Source organism: Brevibacterium casei CIP 102111 (assembly GCF_900169275.1).
Classification (GTDB): domain Bacteria; phylum Actinomycetota; class Actinomycetes; order Actinomycetales; family Brevibacteriaceae; genus Brevibacterium; species Brevibacterium casei.
This window is the reverse complement of sequence record NZ_FXZC01000001.1, coordinates 129,546-154,449: the sequence shown is the minus strand read 5'-3', so window position 1 is coordinate 154,449 and position 24,904 is coordinate 129,546. Positions and strand designations below refer to the sequence as shown.

The window sequence follows — 24,904 nt, the reverse complement described above, 5'->3', positions numbered from 1 at the left end:
ACTGCCTAAGCTGGAGGCATGGCAGATCCGATCACCCTCGAAGAGCGGCGACCGCGCGTCGGGGACTGGTACCTCGTCGCAGCCCTCGCCATCGGCTCATCGGTCTTCGCCGCGCTCTACGATGCCGGCGGCTTCTGGCCCTTCGAGGTCCCACTCTGGGTGGCCTGCACGGCATCGGTCGCCGTCGCCCTGCCCCTGCCGTGGCGCCGACTCCACCCGAGTGTCACCGCGTGGCTGATCTCGGCGATCTACGTCACCGCCCAATTCCTCGGGGCGATGGAGCCCGGTGTCTCCCAGATCGCCCTCTTCATGGGCACGTATGCGATCGGAGCGTGGCAGAGCGACCGCCGCTCGGCGTTCCTCTCCCGCCTCCTGCTCTGCGTGGCGATCTTCGCCTCCCTCATCGTCGGTGCGGTCATCGAGCTCTCGAACCTCGGCAGCCTCACCGTCCTCCAGTACGCCGCGAACTCCGGCATCACCGTCCTCATCAACATCATCTTCTTCGGCGGCGCCTGGCTGTTCGGCGACCGGGCGTGGAATCAGCGTCTCCTCCTCGCCGAGCTCAGACGCGCCAACGACGAGGTCCGCCGCCAGGGCCGACAGCTCGCCGATCAGGCGCTCGACCTCGAGCGCGTCCGCATCGCCCGCGAACTCCACGATGGGGTCGCCCACCACATCGCCGGGGTGAGCATCCACGCGGCCGCCGCCCGCCGCAGCCTCGAGAAGTACCCCGCGCGGGCGAAGGAATCCCTGGCGGTCATCGAATCGTCGACCCGGGAGACCGTCGAGGAGCTGCGCACCCTCGTCCACACCCTCCGCGACTCCGGCAGTCCGAGAGCCCCGACGACCGACGGCGCAGGCAATCCCGGTCTCGGCGACCTTCCTGAGCTCTTCGACAACGCGCGTCGGAACGGGCAGCGCCTCGAGTTCCGGACCCTCGGCGAGCCCCGTCCACTCACCCCGATCATGGAGCTCTCCGTCTATCGCGTGATCCAGGAGTCCCTGACGAACTGTCATCGCTACGCGGGGGCCGACGCCGAGGTGGAGGTGCGCCTGCGCTACTGCGATGCGGAACTCGAGGTCGAGGTCAGCGATGCACGTCGGCGCACCGCGTCCACCGGCCACCTCCCGGAGACCGATGCCGACGCCACCGTCTCCCACCCCGCTCCCGGCCAGGAGACGGGCTCTGCCGCCTCGGTCGGCACAGGGCTCGGCATCATCGGGATGCGAGAACGCATGAGCGCCCTCGGCGGCACCCTCGAGGCCGGCCCGAAGTCACGCGGGGGCTGGCTCGTCCGGGCCCGCCTGCCCTACCCCCTCCGGAGCGGGAACCGCTCCGGGACGGTCGACGCGACCGACACCCCTGACCCCTACGGGGACCCCGCTGTCGATGCCGCCTCGGCGGCGACCCCCGACGAACTCGCCCCAGCGGAGGTCAGCCCATGATCCGAGTCCTCCTCGTCGACGACCAGTCGATGGTCCGCACCGGCTTCCGCACGATCCTCGAGTCCGAGGACGACATCGTGGTCGTCGGTGAGGCCGAGAACGGGCAGGAGGCCGTCGATCGGGCCCTCGAACTCTCCCCCGACGTCATCTGCATGGACGTGCAGATGCCGGTCATGGACGGGCTCGCCGCGACCGCGGAGATCGTCCGTCGGGGCGCCGCCGGCGCCGTGCTCATGCTCACGACCTTCGACCGCGACGACTTCCTCTTCGACGCCCTCGCGGCGGGAGCGAGCGGATTCCTCCTCAAGACCGCGGAGGCCGAACAGCTCATCGACGCCGTGGCCGCGCTCGCCGGCGGGGACGGTCTCCTCTCACCCGAGGTCACCCGCCGGGTCATCGAACGCTCCGTGAGCACTCCGGCGGCGAGCGCCGCCCCGGCGCCCGAGCTCAACTCTCTCACCGACCGCGAACACGAGGTGCTCCGCCTGCTCGCGACGGGTCTGAGCAACGCCGAGATCGCCGGGCAGCTCTTCCTCGGGGAGGCGACGGTGAAGACGCACGTGTCGAATGTGCTCGCGAAGCTCGGCATCCGCGACCGCACGCACGCGGTCATCTGGGCGTATGAGCACGGGGTCGTGAGAGTCGGCGAAGGCCGCTGAGGGTCCGGGGCTGCCGGTGCGAGCGCACCGGCAGCCCCTGATGACGAGGCTGAGAACGCCGAGGCGCCTCTGGGGATGGCCGTCATCGGATACTCCTCGGGGAGTGCACGCGGAGTCGGACTCCACTTGCATTACGTATCGTAACGCAATGTAAGATGGTCTTCAACGTCCCTGGTGCCGGGAGTCCCGGCTGCAGTCGACGTGAGCGACCCGACCCGAAGAAGGATTGTCGACATCATCATCCAGAGGCTCTCCGGTCGCCCTCGAGACGATTCGATCGACTCCTCGATCCTCGACGCGGCGGCACGGATCATCATCGACGACGGCTACTCGGCGGCGACGATCGCGGCGATCGTCAAAGCGGCCGGAACGAGCAAACCCGCCTTCTACCGTCGCTTCGACAGCGTCGCCGACCTCGTCCCGGCGCTCGTCGAACGGCGCCATCAGCTCAGCGTCCCCGCCGACACCGGGTCGCTGACCGGCGATCTCTGTGCCTTCCAGACCGCACAGGCCGAGATCTTCAACGACCCGTTCGTCCGGGCGGCGATGCCGGGCTGGCTTGCGCACATGCAGGAGTCCCCGGAGACCTCGGGACCGTTCGTCGAGGGCTTCCTCCCGCAGCGGATGGCTGTGCTCGAGGCGATCCTCGCCCGGGCGGAGGAGCGCGGAGACGCGGTGCGCTCCGGCCTCGACATGGACACCCTCATGGAGGCGTGCGTCGGCCCCTTCCTCATGCGCTCCCTCATCCCGGGTGCACCACTGCTCGACGACGCCGACGTCGATCGCACCGTCGCTCTCGCCTGCCTGCTCATCGACCAGGCGAGCGCCGCAGCCTCGGCTCCCCCGGCCAGCGGAGTCCGATCTCGTCCGCACGACTGAGCCGCAGACGGCCGCTCGGCCGTAGCGTGGGAGCATGATCACTCTCGAGGGAATCTCCCGCAGCTTCGGTGCCACGCAGGTGCTCCACGACCTGAGCTTCTCGATCGGCGCGGGCCGGATGACCGGCTTCGTCGGATCGAACGGTTCGGGGAAGACGACGACGATGCGCATCCTCCTCGGCGTCCTCGCCGCAGACAGCGGACGGATCACCGTCGACGGCACCGACATCACCCCTGCCGATCGGAGCGCGATCGGCTACATGCCCGAAGAGCGCGGGCTCTACCCGAAGATGCCGATCATCGATCAGCTCGTCTACCTCGCCCGCTTCCACGGGCTCAGCCGCCACGACGCCAAGCGCCGCGGACTCGACCTCCTCGAGCGCCTCGACCTCAAGGGCGAGCCGAGCGACACCCTCGAATCGGTCAGCCTCGGCAACCAGCAGAAGGTCCAGATCGCCGCCGCGCTCATCCACAGCCCGCGCGCCCTCGTCCTCGACGAGCCCTTCTCCGGCCTCGACCCCGCCGCCGTCGAACGCACTCTCCAGGTGCTCTCGGACTTCGCCGCCACCGGCGCCCCGGTCCTCTTCTCGAGCCATCAGCTCGACCTCGTCGAACGCCTCGTCGACGACCTCGTCATCATCGGTGACGGCCGGCTCATCGCGACGGGCACGGCCGATGAGCTGCGCCGCTCCCGCAGCCTGCCCGAGTGGACGCTCGAGGCCGACGCCGACCTCGCGTGGGTCCGTGAGGTCCCCGAGGTCGACGTCACCGAGTTCGACGGCTCGTGGGTGCGCTTCACCGCCCCGGATGCCGATGCCGCCGAGGCGGTCCTGCGCCGGGCGCTGTCCGTGTCCTCGGTGAGGTCGTTCGCTCCGCACTCCGTTCCACTCAACCGTCTCTTCCAGGAGGTCACGCAGCCATGAGCACCATCACCGCAACGGACCGGACTGCACCGACCCGGCCCACCCGGGCGAGCTTCACCACGGCCATCGGCCTCGTCATCGAACGCGAGATCATGGTGCGAGTGAAGTCGAAGGCGTTCATGATCTCGACCCTGCTCTCGATCGTCCTCTTCGGCGCCGCCGTCGCCGCATCGGGGGCGCTGCCCTCTCTGTTCGCCTCGACGGACAAGGTGGCGGTGACCTCGGCGGAGACCGTGGCCGGGATCGAGGGCATCGAACCGGTCGAGGTCGCCGGCGTCGAGGAGGCGAAGGAGCTCGTGCGCACCGAGGCGGTCGCCGCGGCCGTCGTCGACTCACCGGACTCGCCGACCGGCACCACCGTCATCGCCCTGCGGTCGGCTCCGGAATCGCTGGCCGGGGCGCTCAGCCTCACCCCGGACGTCGAGATCCTCGACCCCGACGCCCCGGATCCGACGCTGACGAAGTTCATCGGACTCGGCCTCGGGCTCATCTTCCTCAGCTCCGCTATGACCTTCGGGATGACGATCGCGTCCTCCGTCGTCGAGGAGAAGCAGTCGCGGATCGTCGAGATCCTCCTCGCGTCCGCCTCGGCGAAGGTGCTCATGTTCGGCAAGGTCATCGCGTGTTCGATCCTCGCGTTCGCGCAGATCGCGCTCACCGCGGTCGCCGTCCTCGTCGGGGCCGCGATCAGCGGCAACGATCTCGTCCTCGGCCGCCTCGCCGCCCCGATCGCGTGGTTCATCCCGCTCTTCGTCGTCGGCTTCGTCATGATCGCCGCCCTCTACGCTGCGGCCGCCTCGATGGTCTCCCGGTCGGAGGACCTCGGGTCGACGAGTTCCCCGCTCATGATGCTCATCCTCCTGCCGTACATGGCCGTCGTCCTCTTCGCCGACAACGAGGCGGTCATGGCCGTGCTCAGCTACATTCCGTTCTCCGCCGCCGTCGCCGTGCCGATGCGGGTGTTCATGGGCACGACCGAGTGGTGGGAGCCGGTCGTCTCGCTCGCGATCCTCGGTCTCACGACCGTCCTCGCCCTGCTGCTCGCGACCCGCATCTTCGAGGGCTCGATCCTCCGCTCGGGTCCGCGCGTGACGTGGAGGCAGGCCCTGCGTCCTGCGTGACCCGCACCTTGACCGCGGGGTCCCGGCGTGGTTCGGTAGACGCTATGAGCGAGCCGGCACTGACGCTGCACACCGATCGGCTGCGACTGCGCACCTACCAGCCCTCCGACGCCGAGGCGCTGCTGCCGATCTACTCTCGCGAGGACGTCTCGCGGTTCCTCCTCGGCGACCCGTGGACCGCCGAGGCGGCGCGCACCGAGGTCGGCAAGCGGCTGCAGCGCACGGGGCTGAGTGGGGAGGCGAAGGCGCTCGCCCTCGTCATCGAGACCGATGACGACAACGACGCGATCGCCGGGTCGCGGGTCATCGGCGACATCGGGATCTGGCTCGACGGCACTGATCCGACGAAGGCGGAGATCGGCTGGGTGCTCGACCCTGCCGCGAGCGGTCACGGCTTCGCCTCGGAGGCCGCGATCGCCGTGCTCAACATGGCCTTCGACGACTGTGAGCTGCGTCGGGTCGTCGCGCAGATGGACGCCCGGAACACCGCCTCGGCGAAGCTGGCCGAGCGGATCGGGATGAAGCGGGAGGCGCATCTGCGTCAGGACTGGTGGTCGAAGGGCGAGTGGACGGACACCCTCGTCTTCGCCATGCTCGCCAGCGACCGCGTCACCGCGTGAACACAGCCCGACCCGATCGCACCACCTCGCCCAGCGCATCAGCGAGGCGATGACGACGCACCGCGCACGGCTCCTACGGGGTGCGCCTGCGCAGGGTGAGCGACCCGACGACGATCGCCCCGACGATCCAGCAGCCGATGAAAAGGATCCGCAGCCACACCCAGCTTGCGTCCTCGTCCCCGGTCGCCACCGCCGTGAGCGCGTCGATCGCGTGGGAGAGCGGCAGCCAGTCGCCGATCACCTCGAGCACGTCCGGCAACCGGTCACGCGGGAGGAAGATCCCGCCGAGGAGGATCTGCGGGAAGACGAGGACCGGCATGAACTGGACGACCTGGAATTCGGTGCGGGCGAACGCACTCGCGAGCAGCCCGAGTGCGGTCCCGAGCAGGGCGTCGGCGATCGCGACGACGAAGAGGAGGCCGAGCGAGCCGTCGATCGTCAGACCGCACACCCCCACCGCGAAGGCGACGGCGATCGCCGTCTGGACGATCGCGAGGAGACCGAAGGCGAGTGTGTAGCCGAGGATGAAGTCGCCCTTGCCCAGCGGCATCGACAGCAGGCGCTCGAGGGTGCCGCTGCGCCGCTCACGCAGGGTGCTGATGCTCGTGACGAGGAACATGACGATGAACGGGAAGAGCGCGAGCATCGCCGGCCCGATCGTCTCGAATACATCGGTCTCGTCGAAGATCCACGCGACGAGCCCGATGAGCAGGCTCGGCACGACGAGGAGGAGGGCGATCGTGCGGGGATCGTGGCGGATCTGGGCGAGCACGCGACCCGTCGTCGCCAGCGTGCGCTGCGGGGTCATCGCCGACCTCCCCTCGGCCGGGTGGGGCGCCTCTCGCCGAGGAGGCGGTGGCCCTGACCTCGGTCATCGCTGCGGTCGCGTTCGATGATCCGGAGGAAGGCGTCCTCCGCCGTCGCCGACCCGGTCTCGCGGAGGAGACTCTGCGGAGACGAGTCGGCGATGACACGGCCGTCGCGCATGAGGAGGAGCCGGTCGCAGCGCGTGGCCTCGTCCATGACATGGCTCGAGACGAGGATCGTCGCCCCGTCGTCGACGAGCCCCCGGAAGATGTCCCAGAGTTCGGCGCGCAGCACGGGGTCGAGGCCGACCGTCGGCTCATCGAGGACGAGCAGCTCGGGGGTGCCGAGCATCGCCGCCGCGAGCGACACCCGGTTCGCCTGACCGCCTGAGAGCGTCCGGGCGAGCTGGCGAGCCTGCGCGCTGAGCCCGGTGCGCTCGATCACTCGGGCGACGTCGGTCGCGGGAGCCCCGACGACGCGGGCGAAGTAGCGAAGGTTCTGCTCGACGGTGAGGTCGTCGTAGATGCTCGCCTGCTGGGTCATGTAGCCGACCCGGTGGCGCAGTGCGGACGATCCCGCGCGCCGTCCGAGCACGCTGACCTCGCCGCCGCGGATGGTCTGCACCCCGACGATCGCCCGCATGAGCGTCGTCTTCCCGCTGCCGCTCGGGCCGAGGAGTCCGACGATCTCCCCACCGGGCACGCTGAGATCGAGGCGGTCGAGGACCGTCGTCCTCCCGCGCCGGACCGTGAGGTCCCGGATCTCGATCGAATTATTCACCATATGATGAATTACACGCCCGATGCGCGCTCACGTCAAGGGTCGGTCAGCCGCCACGACCGTCGATGTGCCCCTGCAGAGCCGGACCGACCCGGGCGATCACCTCGTTCAGCGGCGCCGAGGCGAGCGGTTCGAGGACGACGACGTGCCGGACGATGAGCGCCCCCGCCATCTGGGCGAGGACGAGGGAGGCCCGCAGATCCGCCTCGGTCGCCTCGACGCCCTCGGCCGCAAGCCTGCCGGCGATCTGACTGCCGAGCTCGCGAACGAGGAACTGCCTGACCAGACCGCCTGCGGCCGAACCCCCGATCGCCGATTTGAGCAGGGTGATGCCGACGGGCTTGACCCGCGGATCCTCCCACGCCGTGAGCACCGTCGTCGCGATCGCATCGCCGAGGCGGTCGAGCGGGGCGTCGAGCGCGCGGCGGACGATTCTGTCGGGGCGCACGGGAAGCCTGACCGCCTCGGCGAAGAGGGCGGCCTTCGAGTCGAAGTAGTGGTGGATGAGGGCGGGGTCGACGCCGGCCCGGCGGGCGATCCCCCGCATCGAGGCGGCGTCGTAGCCGCGCTCGGAGAACTCGGCGGCGGCCGCCTCGGCGATCGCCTGGCGCGCGTCACCGCCGGACGACTTCGGCGGACGACCGCGGCGGCGCTGGTTCGGGGGCACAGACCTCAGCTTAGTCGGGCGCGATCGGCTGGGCACTGTGCACGGAGGGAGGAGACCGCGCCGGCACCGGCATCGCACGCTGGTCCGGACGCCGCTGCGGCGCAAAGGTCTGCACAACGGTCCGCCGAGGCGGTCAAAGGTGTTCGAAACGCGCCTCTGCCGGGTCGGAACCACCCAGGGTCGGGCAATAGCGTGGGAGAGGCAGCACTCTCAGGGAAAGGCTCACATGTTCAGGCAGTCGTCGAAGCTGGCCAACGTCCTCTATGACATCCGGGGACCCGTCCTCGAGGAGGCGGAGGCGATGGAGGCAGCGGGACACACGATCCTCAAGCTCAACATCGGCAATCCGGCACCCTTCGGCTTCGAAGCCCCCGAGGCGATCGTCCAGGACATGGTCGGGCACCTGCCCCACGCACAGGGCTACTCCGAGTCCCGGGGCATCCTCTCCGGTCGCCGCGCGGTCGTCCAGCACTACGAGTCGAAGGGGATCACGAACCTCGATACGCGTGAGGTCTTCCTCGGCAACGGGGTGAGCGAGCTCATCACCCTCTCCCTGCAGGCACTGTGCAATCCCGGCGACGAGATCCTCGTCCCCAGTCCCGATTACCCGCTGTGGACCGCCTCGGTGGCGCTGTCCGGAGGCACCCCGAAGCACTATCTCTGCGATGACGAGAACGGCTGGCTGCCCGACCTCGAGGACCTCGAGTCGAAGATCACCGACCACACCCGCGGCATCGTCGTCATCAACCCGAACAACCCGACCGGCGCCGTCTACCCGCGCGAGACGCTCGCCGCGATCGTTGACATCGCCCGCCGACACGACCTCATCGTCTTCGCCGACGAGATCTACGAGAAGATCACCTACAACGGCGTCGAGATGGTCAACCTGGCGACCCTGACCGGCGACGACGTGCTGTGTCTGACGTATTCGGGCCTGTCGAAGGCCTACCGGATCGCCGGCTACCGGGCCGGCTGGCTCGCGATCACCGGACCGCTGTCGGAGGCGAAGAGCTACATCGAGGGGATCACCCTGCTCGCGAACATGCGGATGTGCGCGAACGTCCCGGCTCAGCACGCGATCCAGGCTGCTCTCGGCGGTCGCCAGTCCATCGAGGACCTCGTCCTGCCGACCGGTCGCCTCGGCGAGCAGATGGCCGTCGCCCATGCCGGGCTCAACGCGATCGACGGCGTGAGCGCGCAGCAGGCCGATGGGGCGCTCTACCTCTTCGCGAAGCTCGATACCGAGAGGTTCGGGATCACCGACGACGAGCAGTTCGCGCTCGACCTCCTGCGCGAACAGAAGATCCTCATCTCCCACGGCACCGCGTTCAACTGGTCGCGCCCCGATCACTTCCGGCTCGTCACACTGCCCTCGGTCGACGTGCTCGAGGAGTCGATCGGACGCCTCGGCGAATTCCTCTCCGGTTACCACCAGGTCGCGCCGACGACGTGCGAGCTTCCCGTCGTCCGTGATGTCGAGGGCGCGGCCTGAGCTCGTGCAGCTTCCGGCGGCTGACGTCGGGGGCCTGAGATCTGGGGCTGAGCGGCCCGACGTCGGCGGCCTGGAACCCGAGCCCGAGTTCCAGGGCCGGCCGGGACCGCCGCTAACCTGGGGTGATGGGCGCACACCACTCCTCACGACGGCGGCGCGGCAGGCGTTCGCGCAGGCCGCTGATCGTCACCGCGATCGTCCTCGTCGCTGTCGTCGGCATCGGTGCCGCCTGGTGGTTCGCCTACGTGCCGAACGGCAGGCCGGCACTCCAGGCGGGCGAGGTGCTCGCGATCGACGTCTCCAACCATCAGGGCGCCATCGACTGGCCAGCCGTCGCCGGTGACGACGTCGGGGCCGCGATGATCAAGGCGACCGAGGGCAACGACTACGTCGACCCCCGCTTCACCGAGAACTGGGCGGGTGCAGGCGAGGCCGGGATCCGTCGCGGCGCCTACCACTTCTTCACCCTGTGCTCGCCGGGCGCCGAACAGGCCGAGAACTTCCTCTCAGCAGCCCCGCCCGACGCGGATGCGCTCGCCCCGGCGATCGATCTCGAGCTCATCGGCACGTGCGAGAGGCGACCGTCCCAGGCCGAGGTCGATGCCGAGCTCACCGACTTCCGCCGCACCGTCGAGGAGGCGTGGGGTCGGCCCCTGCTCGTCTACGCGAGGGGGTCCTTCACCTCCGAGTATTCGATCGGCGCGCTGGCCGAGCGCCCGCAGTGGGTGACGAACTTCTTCGTCCGGCCGGCCGACGACAGCTGGACGATGTGGCAGGTCCACTACTTCGCGAAGATCGACGGCATCGAGGGGCAGGTCGACCTCGACGTCCTCCGCCTCGGCGCCATCCCCGGCTCAGAGTAGGCGGACGGAGCGCGCTCCGGCACGCGCACTCCACCCTCGCCATCAAATCTGTATCGCCTCCACCACGACGACATCGTGTCCATCACGACGACACAGTTGAGCAATCTGGGCTCCCCACCCACTGATCCCGCGCCACCCAACCGACGATTTCCGCCGCCAGCCCTTCAGCAGACAAGCCCAGCGCGGCCCGAGACACCGCGACCATCCGCCGAATCACCGCCACTCTCCGCCTCGCCGCGTCACAGAAGTTCATAGTGTAGTAATCCACTCAACTTAGTGGCTATTGTGTGGGGGTACCGCAGAACTGCTCAACAATCCTCACGCAACGGAAAGGCGGCCTCCATGCGGCAGCTCATCGTCTTAGGCATCGTCGGGCTCATCGCCCAGCTCATCGACGGCTCCCTCGGCATGGCGTACGGTGTGACGTCGACGACCCTGCTGCTGGCCACGGGCATCGCCCCGGCGACCGCCTCGGCGGCGGTGCACTTCTCCGAGATCGGCACCTCCCTCGTCTCCGGCATCTCACACCACAAGTTCGGCAACGTCGACTGGCGCACCGTCCTCATCCTCGCCGTTCCCGGATTCATCGGCGCCTTCGCCGGTGCGACGTTCCTCGCCGGCCTCAATGGCGATGCGGCGACGCCGTGGATCTCGGGCCTCCTGCTCGCCCTGGGCATCTACGTGATCTGGCGCTTCCTCGCCCTCGGCGGGGCGAGGCCGACGTTCAAAGCGCGTCCGGGGAAGACCCTCCTCGTCCCCATCGGCCTCGTCGGCGGCGCCCTCGACGCGATCGGCGGCGGGGGCTGGGGTCCCGTCGGCACGACGACGCTGCTCTCCTCCGGTCGTCTCGAACCGCGCAAGGTCGTCGGCTCGATCGACACGAGCGAGTTCGTCGTCGCCGTCGGCGGCTCGCTCGGCTTCCTCTTCGCCCTCGGCTCACAGGGCATCGAGTGGTCGATCGCCGGGGCCCTCCTCGTCGGCGGCATCATCGCTGCCCCCTTCGCCGCGTGGCTGGTGAAGATCCTCCCCGCGAAGGTGCTCGCGATCGCCGCGGGCGGCATCATCATCCTCACCAACGCACGGACGATCGCACTGGCTCTCGGCGCCTCGACCCCGGTGCTCACGACGATCCTCATCGGGCTCGCGCTCGTCTGGGTCTCGCTCCTCGTCCATGTCGTCCGCCTCGAGCGGAAGTCGCGACGCGAGGAGGCGGCCGAACCGGTCGCGGCCGACGCATGAGCCGCTGAGCCGTCCACGGCACCGCGGAACGACCACGGTCGGGCCGCGGTGCCGCCGTACGATGACAGTCCCGCCGCACGACGACGGCGCCGCTGCACCTTCACGGTCCCGCAGTGCGAGGACAGTGCCGCTGTACGATGACGGCATGCGGGTCACCACGAAATCCGACTACGCGCTGCGCGCGCTCATCGAGATCGCCGCCAGCGGCGACGGCGACCCCATCAGCGCCGACGAACTCGGCCGCCGCCAGGACATCCCGAAGGGATTCCTCCAGGCCATCCTCGCCGACCTCCGCCGGGCAGGCATCCTCGTGTCCGTGCGCGGGAAGTCCGGAGGGTGGCGGTTCGCGGACTCCGCCGCCGAGGTGACCGCAGCCGATGTCATCCGCGCCGTCGACGGCCCCCTCGTCTCCATCTACGGCCAACGCCCCGAGGCCGTCGAGTACGATGCCGCCGCCGAGGCGCTCCAGCAGGTCTGGGTCGCCGCCCGCTATGCGCTGCGTGACGTCCTCGAGAAGGTGACGATCGCCGACCTCGCGGCGAAGACCCTGCCTCCGGAGATCGCCGACAAGGCCGCGATCGAAGACGCCTGGCAACCGCACTGAGCGCTCACCGCCCGAAACACAGAACCCGCGCCGCCGGAAAACACCGCGCCCTCACCGCCAGGTGCAGGATTCTCACTGCTGGATTCGGTGTGTCCTCACCGCCAGACCGCGGTGACCGTGCGGACGTCGGCGTCCACCTCGGCGAGGGCGGCGGAATGGGCGGCGGCGATCGGATCGTGGCGCGCGGGTCGGCGGCTCGGACCGAGCACCCGGGCACGGGAGACGAGGAGGACGTCGCGGCGGGCGGCTGTGAGCGGCATCGGCACCACGTCGATCTCGGGATCGCTCGGCAGTGACGACTCAGGGATCATCGCGACGGCGAGTCCGGCGGCGATCATCCGGTTGATCGCCGCGTAGTCGTCCATCCGCATGCCCACCCGGGGTTCGAATCCCGCGGCGAGGCACAGCGCCCGGATGACCTCGTCGATCGCGTCGCCCGGGTCGATGCTGAAGGCCCACGACTGCGTGACGAGGGCGGCGAAGTCCGGCATCCCGTGGGCATCGACGGGGATGGGACCGACGGACGCGGGCACGCAGAGGAAGAGCCGTTCGGAGTAGAGGTGCTCGGCAGTGAGGCTCGGCGGGATCCACACTTTGTCGACGTCGGTCGAGACGAGGAGCGCGAGGTCGAGGTCCCCGGCTTCGAGGCGGGAGACGAGCTTCGCGTGCTCGTCCATCGTCACGTCGAGCGCCGCCCCGAGCCCCGGAGAGTCCTGGTGCCAGCGCGGCCGCTTCTGCAGCTCGTGGTGGAGTTTGGGGATGACGCGGGCGCCGACGGTCGGAACGGCTCCGATCTTCACCGGCACCGCCTGGGAGTCGCGCCACAGGCCGACCTCGTCGATGAGGCGGTCGCAGAGTCCGAGGATCTCGACGCCGCGGGTGACGACGAGGGCGCCGACAGTCGTCGGGTGCGATCCGCGCGGGGTGCGATCGACGAGCGTGGCCCCGAGCGATCGTTCGAGGTTGCCGAGGTGATGGTTGACCGTGGGCTGGCTCCAGCCGAGCGCTGAGGCCGCTGCGGCGACCGACCCGGAGTCGGCGACGGCGCGCAGCGCCACGAGACCCCGAGTATCGAGGACTTCCATTGGTCTACCCCCATGATCTCTATAGTGGCTATAGAGTACGGGAGGAAACTTGGTATTCTCCTCAGACTCCTCGCTCCTTACATTGGAGACATGACCGTGCACCAGGACTCCCCCATGCCCGCAACCGCCCGCGCGCACACGCGCGCGCCCTACGCCGACGCCCTCGCGACGGCGGCGGGCCGCGATTCGCTCTTCCTCTCGACTCCGGGGCACGGCGGCAATCGGGAAGGGATCTCCGCAGGTCAGGCCGATTTCTTCGGCGAGCACACGCTCGCCCTCGACATCCCCCCACTCTTCGACGGCATCGACCTCGGCGTCGACACCCCCAAGGACGAAGCGCTGCAGCTGGCGGCCGAAGCCTGGGGGGCCAGGCGGACCTGGTTCCTCACCAACGGCTCCTCCCAGGGCAACCGGATGGCGGCCCTGGCCATCGGCACCCTCGGCACCGGAGTCATCACCCAGCGCAGCGCCCACTCGAGCTTCATCGACGGCATCGTGTTGGCCGGACTCAACCCCCGCTTCGTGTCCCCCAGCGTCGATGAGGTCAACGGCATCGCCCACGGCGTCACCCCCGACGCCCTGCGCCACGCCATCCGCATGCACCCGGAGAAGGTCACCGCGGTCTACCTCGTCACCCCGAGCTACTTCGGTGCCGTCGCCGACGTCGCGGCACTCGCCGAGGTGGCCCATGAGGCCGGCGCGATGCTCGTCGTCGACGCGGCCTGGGGCGCCCACTTCGGCTTCCACCCCGACCTGCCGGCCTCCCCGGTGACGCTCGGGGCCGACATGGTCATCATGAGCACCCACAAACTCGCGGGCTCCTTCACCCAGTCCGCTCTCCTCCACCTCGGCGACACCGAATACGCCGATCGCCTCGAGCCGGCACTCGCCCGCGCCTTCATGATGACGGCCTCGACGAGCGAGAACGCCCACCTCATGGCGTCGATCGACATCGCCCGCCGGGAGCTCGTCAACGCCGAGGACGCGATCACCGACTCGCTCGAGAACATCCGGCACATGCGCGCCCAGGTCGAGGGGACGGGGCGCTACCGCCTGCTCTCCGGCGACTTCCTCAGTCATCCCGACGTCGTCGACATCGACCCGTTCCGCCTGCCCATCGACATCACCGCCACCGGCCTCGACGGGCACACGATCCGCAAGCGCCTGGCAGAGGACTACGGCATCTTCGCCGAGATGGCCACGGCCACCACCCTCGTCGCGCTCATCGGACTCGGCAAGTCCCCCGACATCACCCCGCTGCTCACCGCCCTCGACGAACTCCGGGACGAGCACGCGGCGACGGTCGACGCCGCCGCGGACGACGAGGCAGCAGTCGGCACGGCAGCAGTCGAGGACGCTGTCGAGGACACCCCCGTCGAGATCCCGCCGCTGCCGAGCGCCGGTGATCTGGTCATGCTCCCCCGTGAGGCGTTCTTCGCCGAGTCCGAGGTCGTCCCCGCCGCCGAGGCGGCCGGCCGGATCAGCGTGAGCTCGCTCGCGGCGTACCCGCCCGGGATTCCGAACGTCCTTCCCGGTGAGGAGATCACCGAGGAGACAGTCGCCTTCCTCCAGGCCGTCGCCGCGAGCCCGTCCGGCCACGTCCGCGGCAGCGTCGATCCCGGACTCGAGTCCTTCCGCGTCGTCCGCGATCCCCACGCAGGAGACTCTCCGCTCTGATCTGAGCATCGCCTCGAGGGCGTGCGGATCCCGTCTCGATGGGGTCCGCACGCTTTTCTTCTGAGGCAGGAACTCCGGTCCCGGACGAATCGGAGCACCACCTCGGCGGGGAACGCACACCCACCTCGGCGGGGGTCGTGATGATCACATCTGCCGAGGTGACGAACACGGCCGAGGTCGATGATCGGCAGGGTCGTCTCTGCCTTGTCACACAAGGGCTCCTGCACCCTCGAACCGCCCCGAGTACGGTCGCATCGCGCACCAGGGAAACAATCTTTCTTGCGTGATCCGGTTCACTCCGACTGTTGACATGGTTTGCACACCGCGCAATGATGTTCTGCATTGTCTTTTTGCCGCCCAGCATGTGAGCGGCGATTGCACTGCTGTCAACGTGAGGATTCGCAGATGACCACCGGCCACTCGGAACCGTCCAGGGAAGGCCGAAAGCCCTTCCGCATCAAGCGGAGGAAGAAGCGTTTGGATGCCGATGACTGCATCGTCGTCGAACCGAAGTCCATCCGCACCGCGATCGGCGGGACCACCGTCGGCAACTTCATGGAATGGTTCGACTTCGGCGTCTACGGCTACCTCGCCGTGACGATGACGACCGTGTTCACCGAGGGCATGGACAAGCAGATGGGTCTGCTCGTCACCCTGCTCGGCTTCGCGGTCTCGTTCCTCGTCCGCCCGCTCGGCGGCATGGTGCTCGGACCCCTCGGCGACAAGATCGGCCGGCAGAAGGTCCTCTTCTTCACGATGGCGACGATGGCCACCGCCACCGCTCTCATCGGCATGCTCCCCACGGCCGCCCAGGTCGGACTGTGGGTGATCATCCCCCTCTACATCCTCAAGATGATCCAGGGCTTCTCGACCGGCGGCGAGTACGCCGGTGCGACGACCTACGTCTCCGAGTTCGCTCCCGACAAGTCGCGCGGCTACTGGGCGTCGTGGCTCGACGTCGGCTCGTACCTCGGCTTCGCAGCCGGTGCGGGCACCGTCGCCATCACCTCGGTGGTGACGACGAGCATCTGGGGCGAGAACGCGATGGTCGACGGCGGCTGGAGGATCCCGTTCCTCGTCGCGATCCCGCTCGGCGTCGTCGCGATCTGGTTCCGGATGAAGATTCCCGAGACCCCCGGCTTCGAAGCGGCCCAGCACGAGGGCCTCGTGACGAAGGACAACGACGACCCCTACGCCCGCCACGGGCTCATCGGCGTCATCCGTCACTTCTGGAAGGAGATCCTCATCGGCATCGCGATCGTCGCGGGATCGCAGACGATCGGCTACGCCCTCACGAGCTTCATGCCGACCTACCTCGAGGAGACGGTCAAGGTCTCGAACATCCAGGCAGCCGTCGTGACGATCCCCGTGCTCGTCCTCATGTCGGCGAGCCTGCCGCTCATCGGACGTCTCTCGGACAGGCTCGGGCGGAAGTTCGTCTTCGGCCTCGCCGCCGGGCTGACGATCGTCCTCATCGTCCCCGCCTTCGCGGTCATGCAGATCGGTGAGATGTGGGCGGTGACGATCGCCCTCTTCATGGTCGCCGTCCCCGCGGCGTTCTACATCGCCTGCCTCGCCTCGACGCTGCCGGCGCTCTTCCCCACCGCCTCGCGCTACGGGGGCATGGGACTGACCTTCAACCTCGGCGTCTCCCTGTTCGGCGGCACGACTCCGCTGTTCAGCCAGGCGCTCATCGACCTCACCGGCAACTCGTACATGCCTGCCTTCTACATCATGTTCTTCTCGGTGATCGCGTTCGTCGCCGTGTGCTTCATGAAGGAGTCGGCGCACCGGCCCCTCCTCGGGTCGTTCCCGACCGTGAGCTCGCACGAGGAGGCCGTCGAGCTCGAGAAGACCCAGGACGACAACCCCGACATCGACCCGGAGACGATGCCGATCGGCGCCGGGAGGTAAGCGCTCGCCCTTCCCGTTCTCGCCCCTCGACGCCCGCGCTTGGCCGCCCGCGTCGAGGGGCGCCGGTCGTCTCGGGCGGCTCAGGCCTCCGTGCGCCGGAAGAAGTAGAGGTTGCGGGTGACGAGCTCGGCCACCTCATCATCGGCCCCGGTTTCGATGAGGTCAACGATGTCGATGAGCTCCTTCGCCGAGGTGACCGCGATGTCCTCGACCGCGACCCCTCCGACCGGCGCCTGCCCGCCGATGCGCGACTGATCGCGCAGGCGCAGGCTGATCTCCGCGGCCCGGGATCCGAGGCCGAAGGCGAGCAGGGACTCATGGAACCGGCGGTCGTGGGTGTAGAAGCCGACGATGTCCCCGGCCTCGGCAGCGGCCACGGTGGCCTCGGCGTGCTCGCGCAGCTGCCGCATCCGGTCGCCGATGTCGGGGTGGGCTGTGTCGGGGTGGGCTGTGTCGGGGTGGGCTGTGTCGGGGTGGGCTGTGTCGGGATCGGCGGCCTCCCCTGCGGGTCCGGTCCCGGCGATCTCCGGGTCGCCGGCCTCCGGAGTCCCGGCGATCTCCGGGTCGCCGGCGTCCGGAGTCCCGCCGTCGGAGCCCGCACTTCTCAACTGCCGGCAGAGTTCGCGGACGGCGGGGACGGCGAGGAGCACACGGATGCGGATGATCTCCTCGAGGTCGGCCTCGGTGACCGGGACGAGCCGGAACCCGCGGTTGGGCACGGCCTCGACGGTGCCTTCGGTGACCAGGGCCATCATCGCTTCGCGCACCGGACTGAGTGAGATGCCCAGCTGCTTTGCGAGTCCCGCGGCGGAGTAGATCCGCTCCTCGTCGAGCTCTCCGGTGGCGATCGCGTCGCGGATGATCGCCAGCGCGTGCTCGCGCAGCGACGGTGGTGCCGCTGGTCGATCCATGCTCATCCTCCTCGCTCACCTGTCGCGATCTGCTCGCCGGAGTTCCGGCCGAACTCTCCCGCACAAACCTGCACGCTGAACTCCCGCGCGATCTGCTCGTCCGACTCCCGCACAAACTTCGCAGAGCTATTGACAGCATAGCCCGGAGAATCGACGATGGAAGCAGGGTAGTCGGTAATCGATTACCTATTCCGCTCGTTCCCGGAAGGGAACCCGTTCCTGCGATGGAGGAGGAATGGACGACCCGCTGCTCCAGCCGTACGACCTCGGCGGACTCACTCTGCGCAACCGCATCGTCTCGACCTCGCACGAGCCGGCCTACACCGAACTCGGCATGCCCAAGGACCGGTACCGCCTCTACCACCGGGAGAAGGCGCGCGGCGGCGTCGGCCTGACGATGATCGGCGGATCCGCGATCGTCTCGCGCGACTCTCCTGCGGCCTTCGGCAACATCGACCTCTCGACCGACGAGGTGACCCCGTGGCTCGCCGCCATCGCCGAGGACTGTCATGCCGAGGGAGCGGCGGTGATGATCCAGGCGACGCACCTGGGCATGCGTTCGTCGAACTTCACCGGCGACTGGCTGCCGCTCGTCTCCCCCTCGCGCACTCGTGAGGCCGCGCACCGGTCGTTCACGAAGGCGCTCGAGGACTTCGACATGGATCGTATCGTCGCCGACTTCGCCGCCGCGGCCGCTCGGGTCGCCGACGCCGGCTTCGACGGCATCGAGATCATGCATGCCGGTCATCTCCTTGATGCGTTCCTCGCGCCCTGGCTCAACGAGCGCACCGACGACTGCAACGGCGGGCTCGCCGATCTCACGCGCTTCCCCCTCCGGATCATCGACGCCGTCAGGGAGGCCGTGCCCGACGGGTTCCTCGTCGGCATCAGGATGGCCGTCGACGAGCGCCGCGACGACGGGATGCGCGAAGACCGCGCAACCGATGTGCTCGAGGTCTACGCCGCCCACGGCATCGACTTCCTCAACCTCAACGTCGGCACGATCGGCTCCGACAGGGTGCTCGCCGAGGCGATCCCGGGCATGGGCACCCCTTCGGCCCCGTGGCTCGAGACTTGTCGGAGGATCCGGAAGGCGATCGAGATCCCCGTCCTCCATGCCGCGCGCATCGCCGACGTGCCGACCGCCCGGTGGGCGATTGAGGACGGCTGTCTCGATCTCGTCGGGATGACGCGGGCGCAACTGGCCGACCCCCATCTCGTCCGTAAGATCGCCGAGCACCGTGAGGACGACATCCGTCCCTGCGTGGGCGCGAACATGTGCCTCGACAGCATCTACACCTCCGGTTCGGCGACGTGCATCCACAATCCTGCGAGCGGCCGGGAGGCCGATCTCCCGCAGGAGGTCCCGAAGGATTCCGTCGCCGAGGTCAAGCACGTCGTCATCGTCGGGGCCGGCCCCGCAGGTCTCGAGGCCGCCCGCGTCGCCGCGGTCCGCGGGCACCGGGTCACCGTCCTCGAGGCCGACTCCGCGCCCGGCGGTCAGGTCCGCATCGCCGCCCGCTCCGAGCGCCGCCGGGACCTCATCGGGATCGTCGACTGGCGCGTCCAGCAGTGCGCCAAACACGGTGTGGATCTGCGTCTCAACGCCTTCGCCGACGCCGAGGCGGTGCTCGCCCTCGATCCCGACGTCGTCATCGTCGCCACCGGGGGGATCCCCGACACCGGACCTCCGCTCGGCGGGACCCAGCCGTTCGACGTCTGGGACGTCATGGACGATCATCTGCGCGCGAAGTCCCGGGTGCTCGTCTTCGACGACCACGGAGCCTATCCCGCCCTCGATGCCGTCGAACGCCTCGCCCGCGGCGGACAGGAGGTCGTCTACGTCAGTCCCGAGCGGACCATCGGCATCGACGTCGGCTCGATGAACTCCCCCGCCTACCTGCGGGCATTCTCCGAATTCGGCGTCGACGTCCGCCTCGGCGAGCGCCTCGTCGCGGCAACGCCCGAGGGGACGCGGGTCCGGGCAGGACTGCGCAACGAGTACTCCGATCTCGAGTCCGCGGTCGAGGCGGATGCCGTCGTCGTCGATCACGGGACGGTGCCCAACGACGACGTCTACCTCGAGCTGCGCGAGCGCTCACACAACCGGGGCGAGATCGACCTCGACGCCTGGGTGCACGGGCGCCCGCAGCCCGGGACCGGGCCATCGTCTCGTCCCACCACGGCTGACGAATCCGCCGACCCTGCCGACGCTGCCGAGCAGCCCGGTCCCGCCAGGCGTGCCGAGCCCGCCGAGGCTGCTGGGTCCTTCGCGCTCTTCCGGATCGGAGACGCCGTCGCCTCCCGCAACATCCATGCTGCGGTGCTCGAGGGCCTGCGGGTCGGGATGGGACTGTGACGCAGTGTCAGGGAAAGGGAGACCCACAGTGATGATAAAGACGGTCGACTACCACACGGCCGGGGAGCCGTTCCGGATCGTCGCGGACCCACCGATCGACATCGCCGGGTCCACCGTCGCCGACCGGCGGGCATACGCGATCGGCAGCGCAGAGGTCGACGGACTGCGTCGGCTGCTCTGCTTCGAACCGCGCGGGCATGCCGACATGTACGGCGGGTTCCTCGTCCCGCCTGATGATGACGGCGCGGACCTCGGCGTCCTCTTCTGGCACAAGGACGGGTTCTCCACCGCGTGCGGTCACGGGACGATGGCGCTCGGTGTCTGGGCGGTCGAGTCCGGGCTCATCCGCCCCGCCGAGGCGGGTCCCACCGAGGTCGTCATCGACGTCCCCTCGGGCAGGGTGAGGGCGAGCGTGCACACTGACGCCGAGGGCGCCGTGACCGCCGTCGACTTCGTCAATGTGCCCAGCCGCCTCGTCGCCTCAGGAGTCACGGTGGAGACGAGCCGGGGTCCCGTCGAGGTCGATCTCGCATGGGGCGGGGCGCTCTACGCCTGTGTCGAGGACAGCGGAATCGACGTCACTCCCGACCGCCTCGGCGAGCTCATCGCCTTCGGACGGGAGGTGAAGGCGGGACTGCGCGGACATCCGCTGACCGTCCACCCGGATGACGAGCGGCTGAGCGGGGTGTACGGGACGATCGTCGTCGACCGGCTCGGCACCACCTCAGCCGGCGAGCTCCACCAGCGCAATGTCACGATCTTCGCCGACGGGCAGGTCGATCGGTCCCCGTGTGGGTCGGGCACAGCGGCAAGGGTCGCCGCCCTCCATGCGACCGGCGAGCTCGGTGACGGGCAGCGGCTCGTCCACGAGTCGATCGTCGGCACGCGCTTCACCGCGCGGGTCCTCGACGTCACCGATGACGGCGTCGTCCCCGTCGTCACCGGCACGGCGCACCAAGTCGCTGAGTCGAGCTTCACCGTCGACCCGAAGGATGACCTCGTCCCGGGCTTCGTCCTGCGGTGAGCGGCCTGCTCACCGGTCGATGACGAGGTCACTCAGCGGCGTCGAACAGCAGGGAAGGAACTTCCCGGCGGCGATCTCCTTCGGACGGATGCCGCCCTCATGGCTCATCTCGACCTCTCCGGAGAGGAGGTCGGACTTGCACGTCCCGCACATGCCCGACTCGCATGACGAGGGGACGGTCAGTCCTGCGGCGAGCGCGGCATCGAGCACGGTCGTCTCGGCGTCGCAGTCGACGGACAGGCCGCTCGCGGCGAACTCGACGGTGAAGGGTAGTCCCGCGGAGACTGTCGCGCCTACACCCTCCGTCGCCGGGGTTCTGCGGCGAGCGAGCCGCTGCGCGGGAGTCGTCGCGAAGGCGAACGTCTCCTCGTGCACTCGGCTCACCCCCGCCTCGGCGAGCAGGGAACGGACGGTGTCCATGAATCCGCTGGGCCCGCAGACGAAGGCCTCCCGTTCGGTGAGGTCGGTGACCGACTCGAGGACGTCCCGGCGGATCCGACCGCGCGGACCGCTCCAGACCTCGGTCGCGGAGTCGCGGGAGCACATCGTGATGACGGTGATCCCGGGGACCTCGGCCAACTGGTCGAGTTCGGTGCGGAAGACGATGTCGTCGGGGGTCGAGGCGCTGTGGAGGAGGACGATGTCGATCGTCTCGGGAGGATTGCGGGCGAGCAGCGCACGGACCATCGACATGATCGGGGTGATCCCCGACCCCGCGGAGACGAAGAGGTGGCGGCGGGCGGGATGGAAGCTCGTGCTGAAGAGGCCGTACGGCCCGTCGACATGGAGTCGGTCGCCGACCCGGAGCCGGTCGTGGAGGTAGGCCGAGACCGGACCCGCCTGTCGTTTGACGGTGATCGTCAGCGTGTTCGTGCCGAACGGCGCCGAGGAGATCGAGTAGCAGCGGTCGAGTCCGAGCTCGGGCACGTGCACCGTGAGGTACTGGCCGGGTTCGAAGTCGGCCCTGTTCAGCCACGGTGTCCACAGCTCAATCGTGATGACGTCGTGGGTGTTCGCGGTGATGGCTGTGCAGACGGCGAGACCGGTGATCCCCTCGTCCGTGTCGCGGAACTCGTCAGCGTCGCGGAGCTCGCCCGTGTCGCGGAGTCCGTCCGTGCCGCGGAGTCGGGCAGCGGGGGTCGATGCTGGCGTCGCGCCGGCCCTCCCGTCGCCTGCCGGCGACGTCGCTGCCGGCGAAGTCGCTGCCGCCACAGCCAACCCGACCGCCCGAGCGTCTCCCACGATCTCCCGTCCCGGCACTCGGAACCTCGACCTGCTCGGCGTTTCCGGTGCGACGAGCGGGAACGGCGACCTCACGTACCTCATCGCCCGCACACCCTCTCTCTGTGGGCCTTCAGCCGTTCGATGTACCACGTGCAGAACTCGTCGAGATGCGCCTCGGTGGGGGCATAGGGCCCCGGCAGGTACGCCGGCGACGACACCCCCAGCTGACCGCGTTCGCAGAAGGCGGCGTCCTGCTCGTTCGTCTTCATCCACACCGTCGTGAGGTTCTCCAGGTCGTAGTCGACGCCCTCCTCCGCCTCGGCGTCGACGAGCCACGTCGTGCGCACGAGCGTTCTGTCAGCGGCGAGGGGGACGAGGCTGAAGGTGACGATGTGGTCGGCCATCGCGTGGAACCACATGTTCGGTTGGACATGGAGTGAGGCCCGGCCCAGGGAGAAGGTGTCGAGGTCGCCGAGCAGTCTCGCCGAGGCGGCCGACCCGTCCATGGTGTACGACTCGCCGTGTCCGTCGAGGGCGGCGCGTTCGATCCTGAACCCGGTCGGGCGGCCGCTGAGCTCCTCGACGAGGGCAAAGGGAAGTCCGTTGCGGTCGCAGTCGTCGTGGAGTCGCCGTTCGGCATCGAGGAAGCGCTGATAGGCCGGTTGCAGCCGGGGTGGGATCTCCTCGGGGGCGTACCCGTAGGTGGGGAAGAACGTGCAGGTGAGCTCCGGATGCCCGGCCTCGCAGTGGTAGCACTCGCGGTTGTTCTCCATGACGAGCTTCCAGTTCGAGTCCTCGATGAGGTCGACCTGTGCTGCGACCTTCGCTCCGGCGATGTCATGCGGGGCGATGTACGGCGCGATGACGTCGGCCACCTCGTCGATGTCGTCCGGCTCGGGTCCGAGGCAGACGAAGATGAGCCCGGCGATGGTGCGCACGCTCACCGAGCGCAGGGAGAAGCAGGCGGGATCGAAGCCCGGTCCCTGTGCTCCCGCGGAGATGAGCTCACCGCGGGGCGTGTAGGTCCACTGGTGGTAGCTGCAGACGATGTTGCCCACCGATCCGGCGAGGTCGCTCAGCAGTCTCGTCCCGCGATGGCGGCAGACGTTGTGGTGGGCACGGATCTCGCCGTCGTCATCGCGGATGACGATGACCGAGTACGTGCCGATGTCGATGGTGACGAAGTCGCCGGGTTCGGGCACCTCGGCGACGGAGCCGACGAAGATCCACGTCGAGGCGAAGATCGCCTCGACATCGCGGGCGAAGAAGTCGGGACTGGTGTAGAACGGGGCCTCGAGCGAGTACCCGGGTCGGCGCTCGTCGATGAGCTCATCGAGCCCGCGTGGATCCGTTCCGGGGACGACCGTCCTGTCGGGATCGAGCCCGCGTGCCCGCGTTCGGGGATCGACGGTGCTGTCGGGGAGCAGGGTCATCGGTTCCACCACCTTGTCGCGTCGGGGTCATCGGCGCCGGCGACCGAGCACCCCGGGCAGCGACCGCCTCGCAGCGGCTGTCGCGGCGCGGACCCAGCGCCGGAGGGACTTCGCCGTTCCCTCTCAGTCTCCGCCCCCACCTCGGCGAAAGGAAGCGAATCATTTTGTCCGCGATCATGCAAGAATATTGCATGATCGATCGTCGTCTCCACGTCCTCCGCGTGCTCGCCGAGGTCGGCACCGTCACCGCCGCCGCGGAGCGGCTCGGGTACACGCCGTCGGCAGTGTCGCACCAGCTGCGGACCCTGTCGAAGGACCTCGGGGTGACCGTGCTCGAGCAGCGCGGGCGGATGCTCGCACTCACCCCGGCGGGGCAGATGCTCCTCGACCGCACGCAGGAGCTGTTCACCCGGTGGGAGGAGATCCGCGGCGAGCTCGCATCGATCGGTCCCGCCACGGGCACGCGGACGCTGCGCCTGTGCGGGTTCTCGACGGCGGCGGCGAGCCTGCTCCCGCTCACTGCCGACCGGGTGATGGGCGCGCATCCGGACTGCACCGTGCGGATCAACGAGGCGGACCCGCAGGAGTGCTTCGACCTCCTCGTCGCCGACCAGGCCGACATCGCCGTCGTCGTCGCCACCGATCCGCTGCCGCCGCGCAGCGACACCCGCTTCGAGCAGTCGGCGCTCTTCAGTGACCGTCTCGACCTCCTCGTCCCCAGCCGCCACCGTCTCGCCGGTCGGGAGTCGGTCGCGCTCGGTGAGGCGGCGGAGGAACGGTGGATCCTTGACCGGCCCGGCACGCCCTACCACCGGCTCGTCCGTACGGCATGCGCGGCCGCAGGGTTCTTCCCCGAGGTCGCCCACGAGTCCCACGAATGGGAGACCGGTGCGGCGCTCGTGTCCGCCGGACTCGGCGTCGCGCTCGCTCCCCGGCTCGCTCACCTGCCCGAAGGCTACGACGTCGTCCGGGTCCCCCTCCGAGGCGACCCGGTCCCCTCCCGAAAGATCCTCACCGGGGTCCGCAGCGGTTCGGCCGATCAACCGCTCATCGCCGAGGCACTGACAATCCTCGCCGAGGCGGCCGCCGCTGCCGCCCGACGCGCGGTGTGAGGGGCGACCCCTTCCACCCGCCGGGGTCGCCTTCGCCACGCTGACCCTCCACCCCAGCCGACCCTC

General features: G+C 69.2%; 22 protein-coding genes. 15 read left to right on the top strand and 7 right to left on the bottom strand.

Features of this window, described 5'->3' with window-relative positions:
• Positions 1 to 18: 18 nt before the first annotated feature.
• The 6 genes from BC102111_RS00665 (at position 19) to BC102111_RS00640 (ending at position 5,647) form a co-directional block, all read left to right on the top strand.
• Positions 19 to 1,446, top strand: a complete 1,428-nt coding sequence (locus BC102111_RS00665; protein ID WP_101623375.1) for a sensor histidine kinase — start codon at positions 19 to 21, stop codon at positions 1,444 to 1,446.
• On the top strand, positions 1,443 to 2,105 hold the full coding sequence (locus BC102111_RS00660) for a response regulator (protein ID WP_101623374.1): 663 nt from the start codon (positions 1,443 to 1,445) through the stop codon (positions 2,103 to 2,105). Before BC102111_RS00665 ends, BC102111_RS00660 begins: the two co-directional genes overlap by 4 nt.
• A gap of 201 nt (positions 2,106 to 2,306) precedes the next feature.
• On the top strand, positions 2,307 to 2,984 hold the full coding sequence (locus BC102111_RS00655) for a TetR/AcrR family transcriptional regulator (protein ID WP_146001377.1): 678 nt from the start codon (positions 2,307 to 2,309) through the stop codon (positions 2,982 to 2,984).
• 34 nt (positions 2,985 to 3,018) lie between these two features.
• On the top strand, positions 3,019 to 3,906 hold the full coding sequence (locus tag BC102111_RS00650; protein WP_101623372.1) for an ABC transporter ATP-binding protein: 888 nt from the start codon (positions 3,019 to 3,021) through the stop codon (positions 3,904 to 3,906).
• Positions 3,903 to 5,027, top strand: a complete 1,125-nt coding sequence (locus BC102111_RS00645; protein ID WP_101623371.1) for an ABC transporter permease — start codon at positions 3,903 to 3,905, stop codon at positions 5,025 to 5,027. Before BC102111_RS00650 ends, BC102111_RS00645 begins: the two co-directional genes overlap by 4 nt.
• Before the next feature lie 44 nt (positions 5,028 to 5,071).
• Positions 5,072 to 5,647 carry a GNAT family N-acetyltransferase gene (locus tag BC102111_RS00640; RefSeq protein ID WP_009376670.1) on the top strand — a complete coding sequence of 192 codons (576 nt, stop codon included), beginning with the start codon at positions 5,072 to 5,074 and terminating at the stop codon, positions 5,645 to 5,647.
• A gap of 73 nt (positions 5,648 to 5,720) precedes the next feature.
• Here the strand turns inward: BC102111_RS00640 and BC102111_RS00635 are convergent, their stop codons facing one another.
• The 3 genes from BC102111_RS00635 to BC102111_RS00625 are packed head-to-tail and all read right to left on the bottom strand — an operon-like array spanning position 5,721 to position 7,901.
• On the bottom strand, positions 5,721 to 6,455 hold the full coding sequence (locus BC102111_RS00635) for an ABC transporter permease (protein WP_101623370.1): 735 nt from the start codon (positions 6,453 to 6,455) through the stop codon (positions 5,721 to 5,723).
• On the bottom strand, positions 6,452 to 7,237 hold the full coding sequence (locus tag BC102111_RS00630; RefSeq protein WP_101623369.1) for an ABC transporter ATP-binding protein: 786 nt from the start codon (positions 7,235 to 7,237) through the stop codon (positions 6,452 to 6,454). Before BC102111_RS00630 ends, BC102111_RS00635 begins: the two co-directional genes overlap by 4 nt.
• A 43-nt stretch (positions 7,238 to 7,280) precedes the next feature.
• A complete protein-coding gene (locus BC102111_RS00625) occupies positions 7,281 to 7,901 on the bottom strand; it encodes a TetR/AcrR family transcriptional regulator (protein WP_180960555.1) in 621 nt (206 codons plus the stop codon).
• 226 nt (positions 7,902 to 8,127) lie between these two features.
• Here BC102111_RS00625 and BC102111_RS00620 point away from each other — a divergent pair, with 226 nt between their 5' ends.
• The 4 genes from BC102111_RS00620 (at position 8,128) to BC102111_RS00605 (ending at position 12,099) form a co-directional block, all read left to right on the top strand.
• A complete protein-coding gene (locus BC102111_RS00620) occupies positions 8,128 to 9,393 on the top strand; it encodes a pyridoxal phosphate-dependent aminotransferase (RefSeq protein WP_009376685.1) in 1,266 nt (421 codons plus the stop codon).
• Positions 9,394 to 9,518: 125 nt separating this feature from the next.
• Positions 9,519 to 10,256, top strand: coding sequence for a GH25 family lysozyme (locus tag BC102111_RS00615; protein WP_101623367.1), 738 nt, complete (start codon positions 9,519 to 9,521; stop codon positions 10,254 to 10,256).
• A 342-nt stretch (positions 10,257 to 10,598) separates the two neighbouring features.
• Positions 10,599 to 11,495 (top strand): sulfite exporter TauE/SafE family protein, encoded by an 897-nt coding sequence (locus BC102111_RS00610; protein WP_009376689.1) that lies wholly within the window; start codon positions 10,599 to 10,601, stop codon positions 11,493 to 11,495.
• Between the two features lie 145 nt (positions 11,496 to 11,640).
• A complete protein-coding gene (locus tag BC102111_RS00605; RefSeq protein ID WP_040341421.1) occupies positions 11,641 to 12,099 on the top strand; it encodes an RrF2 family transcriptional regulator in 459 nt (152 codons plus the stop codon).
• A gap of 95 nt (positions 12,100 to 12,194) precedes the next feature.
• On the opposite strand, the gene BC102111_RS00600 is transcribed toward BC102111_RS00605, so the two are convergent.
• The gene (locus tag BC102111_RS00600) at positions 12,195 to 13,184 is read right to left on the bottom strand and encodes a LysR family transcriptional regulator (protein ID WP_101623366.1); all 990 of its coding nucleotides are present in this window, start codon (positions 13,182 to 13,184) and stop codon (positions 12,195 to 12,197) included.
• 90 nt (positions 13,185 to 13,274) lie between these two features.
• Here BC102111_RS00600 and BC102111_RS00595 point away from each other — a divergent pair, with 90 nt between their 5' ends.
• On the top strand, positions 13,275 to 14,861 hold the full coding sequence (locus tag BC102111_RS00595) for an aminotransferase class I/II-fold pyridoxal phosphate-dependent enzyme (protein ID WP_101623365.1): 1,587 nt from the start codon (positions 13,275 to 13,277) through the stop codon (positions 14,859 to 14,861).
• Between the two features lie 405 nt (positions 14,862 to 15,266).
• Positions 15,267 to 16,775, top strand: coding sequence for an MFS transporter (locus BC102111_RS00590; RefSeq protein ID WP_081590970.1), 1,509 nt, complete (start codon positions 15,267 to 15,269; stop codon positions 16,773 to 16,775).
• A gap of 80 nt (positions 16,776 to 16,855) precedes the next feature.
• On the opposite strand, the gene BC102111_RS17920 is transcribed toward BC102111_RS00590, so the two are convergent.
• Positions 16,856 to 17,686, bottom strand: coding sequence for a GntR family transcriptional regulator (locus tag BC102111_RS17920; RefSeq protein ID WP_232252520.1), 831 nt, complete (start codon positions 17,684 to 17,686; stop codon positions 16,856 to 16,858).
• A gap of 235 nt (positions 17,687 to 17,921) precedes the next feature.
• Between BC102111_RS17920 and BC102111_RS00575 the strand changes: the two genes are divergently transcribed.
• Positions 17,922 to 20,045 (top strand): oxidoreductase, encoded by a 2,124-nt coding sequence (locus BC102111_RS00575; protein ID WP_101623364.1) that lies wholly within the window; start codon positions 17,922 to 17,924, stop codon positions 20,043 to 20,045.
• A gap of 31 nt (positions 20,046 to 20,076) precedes the next feature.
• On the top strand, positions 20,077 to 21,069 hold the full coding sequence (locus BC102111_RS00570; RefSeq protein ID WP_101623363.1) for a proline racemase family protein: 993 nt from the start codon (positions 20,077 to 20,079) through the stop codon (positions 21,067 to 21,069).
• Positions 21,070 to 21,078: 9 nt separating this feature from the next.
• Here the strand turns inward: BC102111_RS00570 and BC102111_RS00565 are convergent, their stop codons facing one another.
• Together BC102111_RS00565 and BC102111_RS00560 are read right to left on the bottom strand one after the other, a co-directional pair.
• Positions 21,079 to 22,311, bottom strand: a complete 1,233-nt coding sequence (locus BC102111_RS00565) for an FAD-binding oxidoreductase (protein ID WP_232252521.1) — start codon at positions 22,309 to 22,311, stop codon at positions 21,079 to 21,081.
• Positions 22,312 to 22,391: 80 nt separating this feature from the next.
• A complete protein-coding gene (locus BC102111_RS00560; RefSeq protein WP_180960554.1) occupies positions 22,392 to 23,726 on the bottom strand; it encodes an aromatic ring-hydroxylating oxygenase subunit alpha in 1,335 nt (444 codons plus the stop codon).
• 191 nt (positions 23,727 to 23,917) lie between these two features.
• On the opposite strand from BC102111_RS00560, the gene BC102111_RS00555 reads away from it, so the two are divergent.
• Positions 23,918 to 24,838, top strand: a complete 921-nt coding sequence (locus BC102111_RS00555) for a LysR family transcriptional regulator (RefSeq protein ID WP_101623362.1) — start codon at positions 23,918 to 23,920, stop codon at positions 24,836 to 24,838.
• Positions 24,839 to 24,904: the final 66 nt, after the last annotated feature.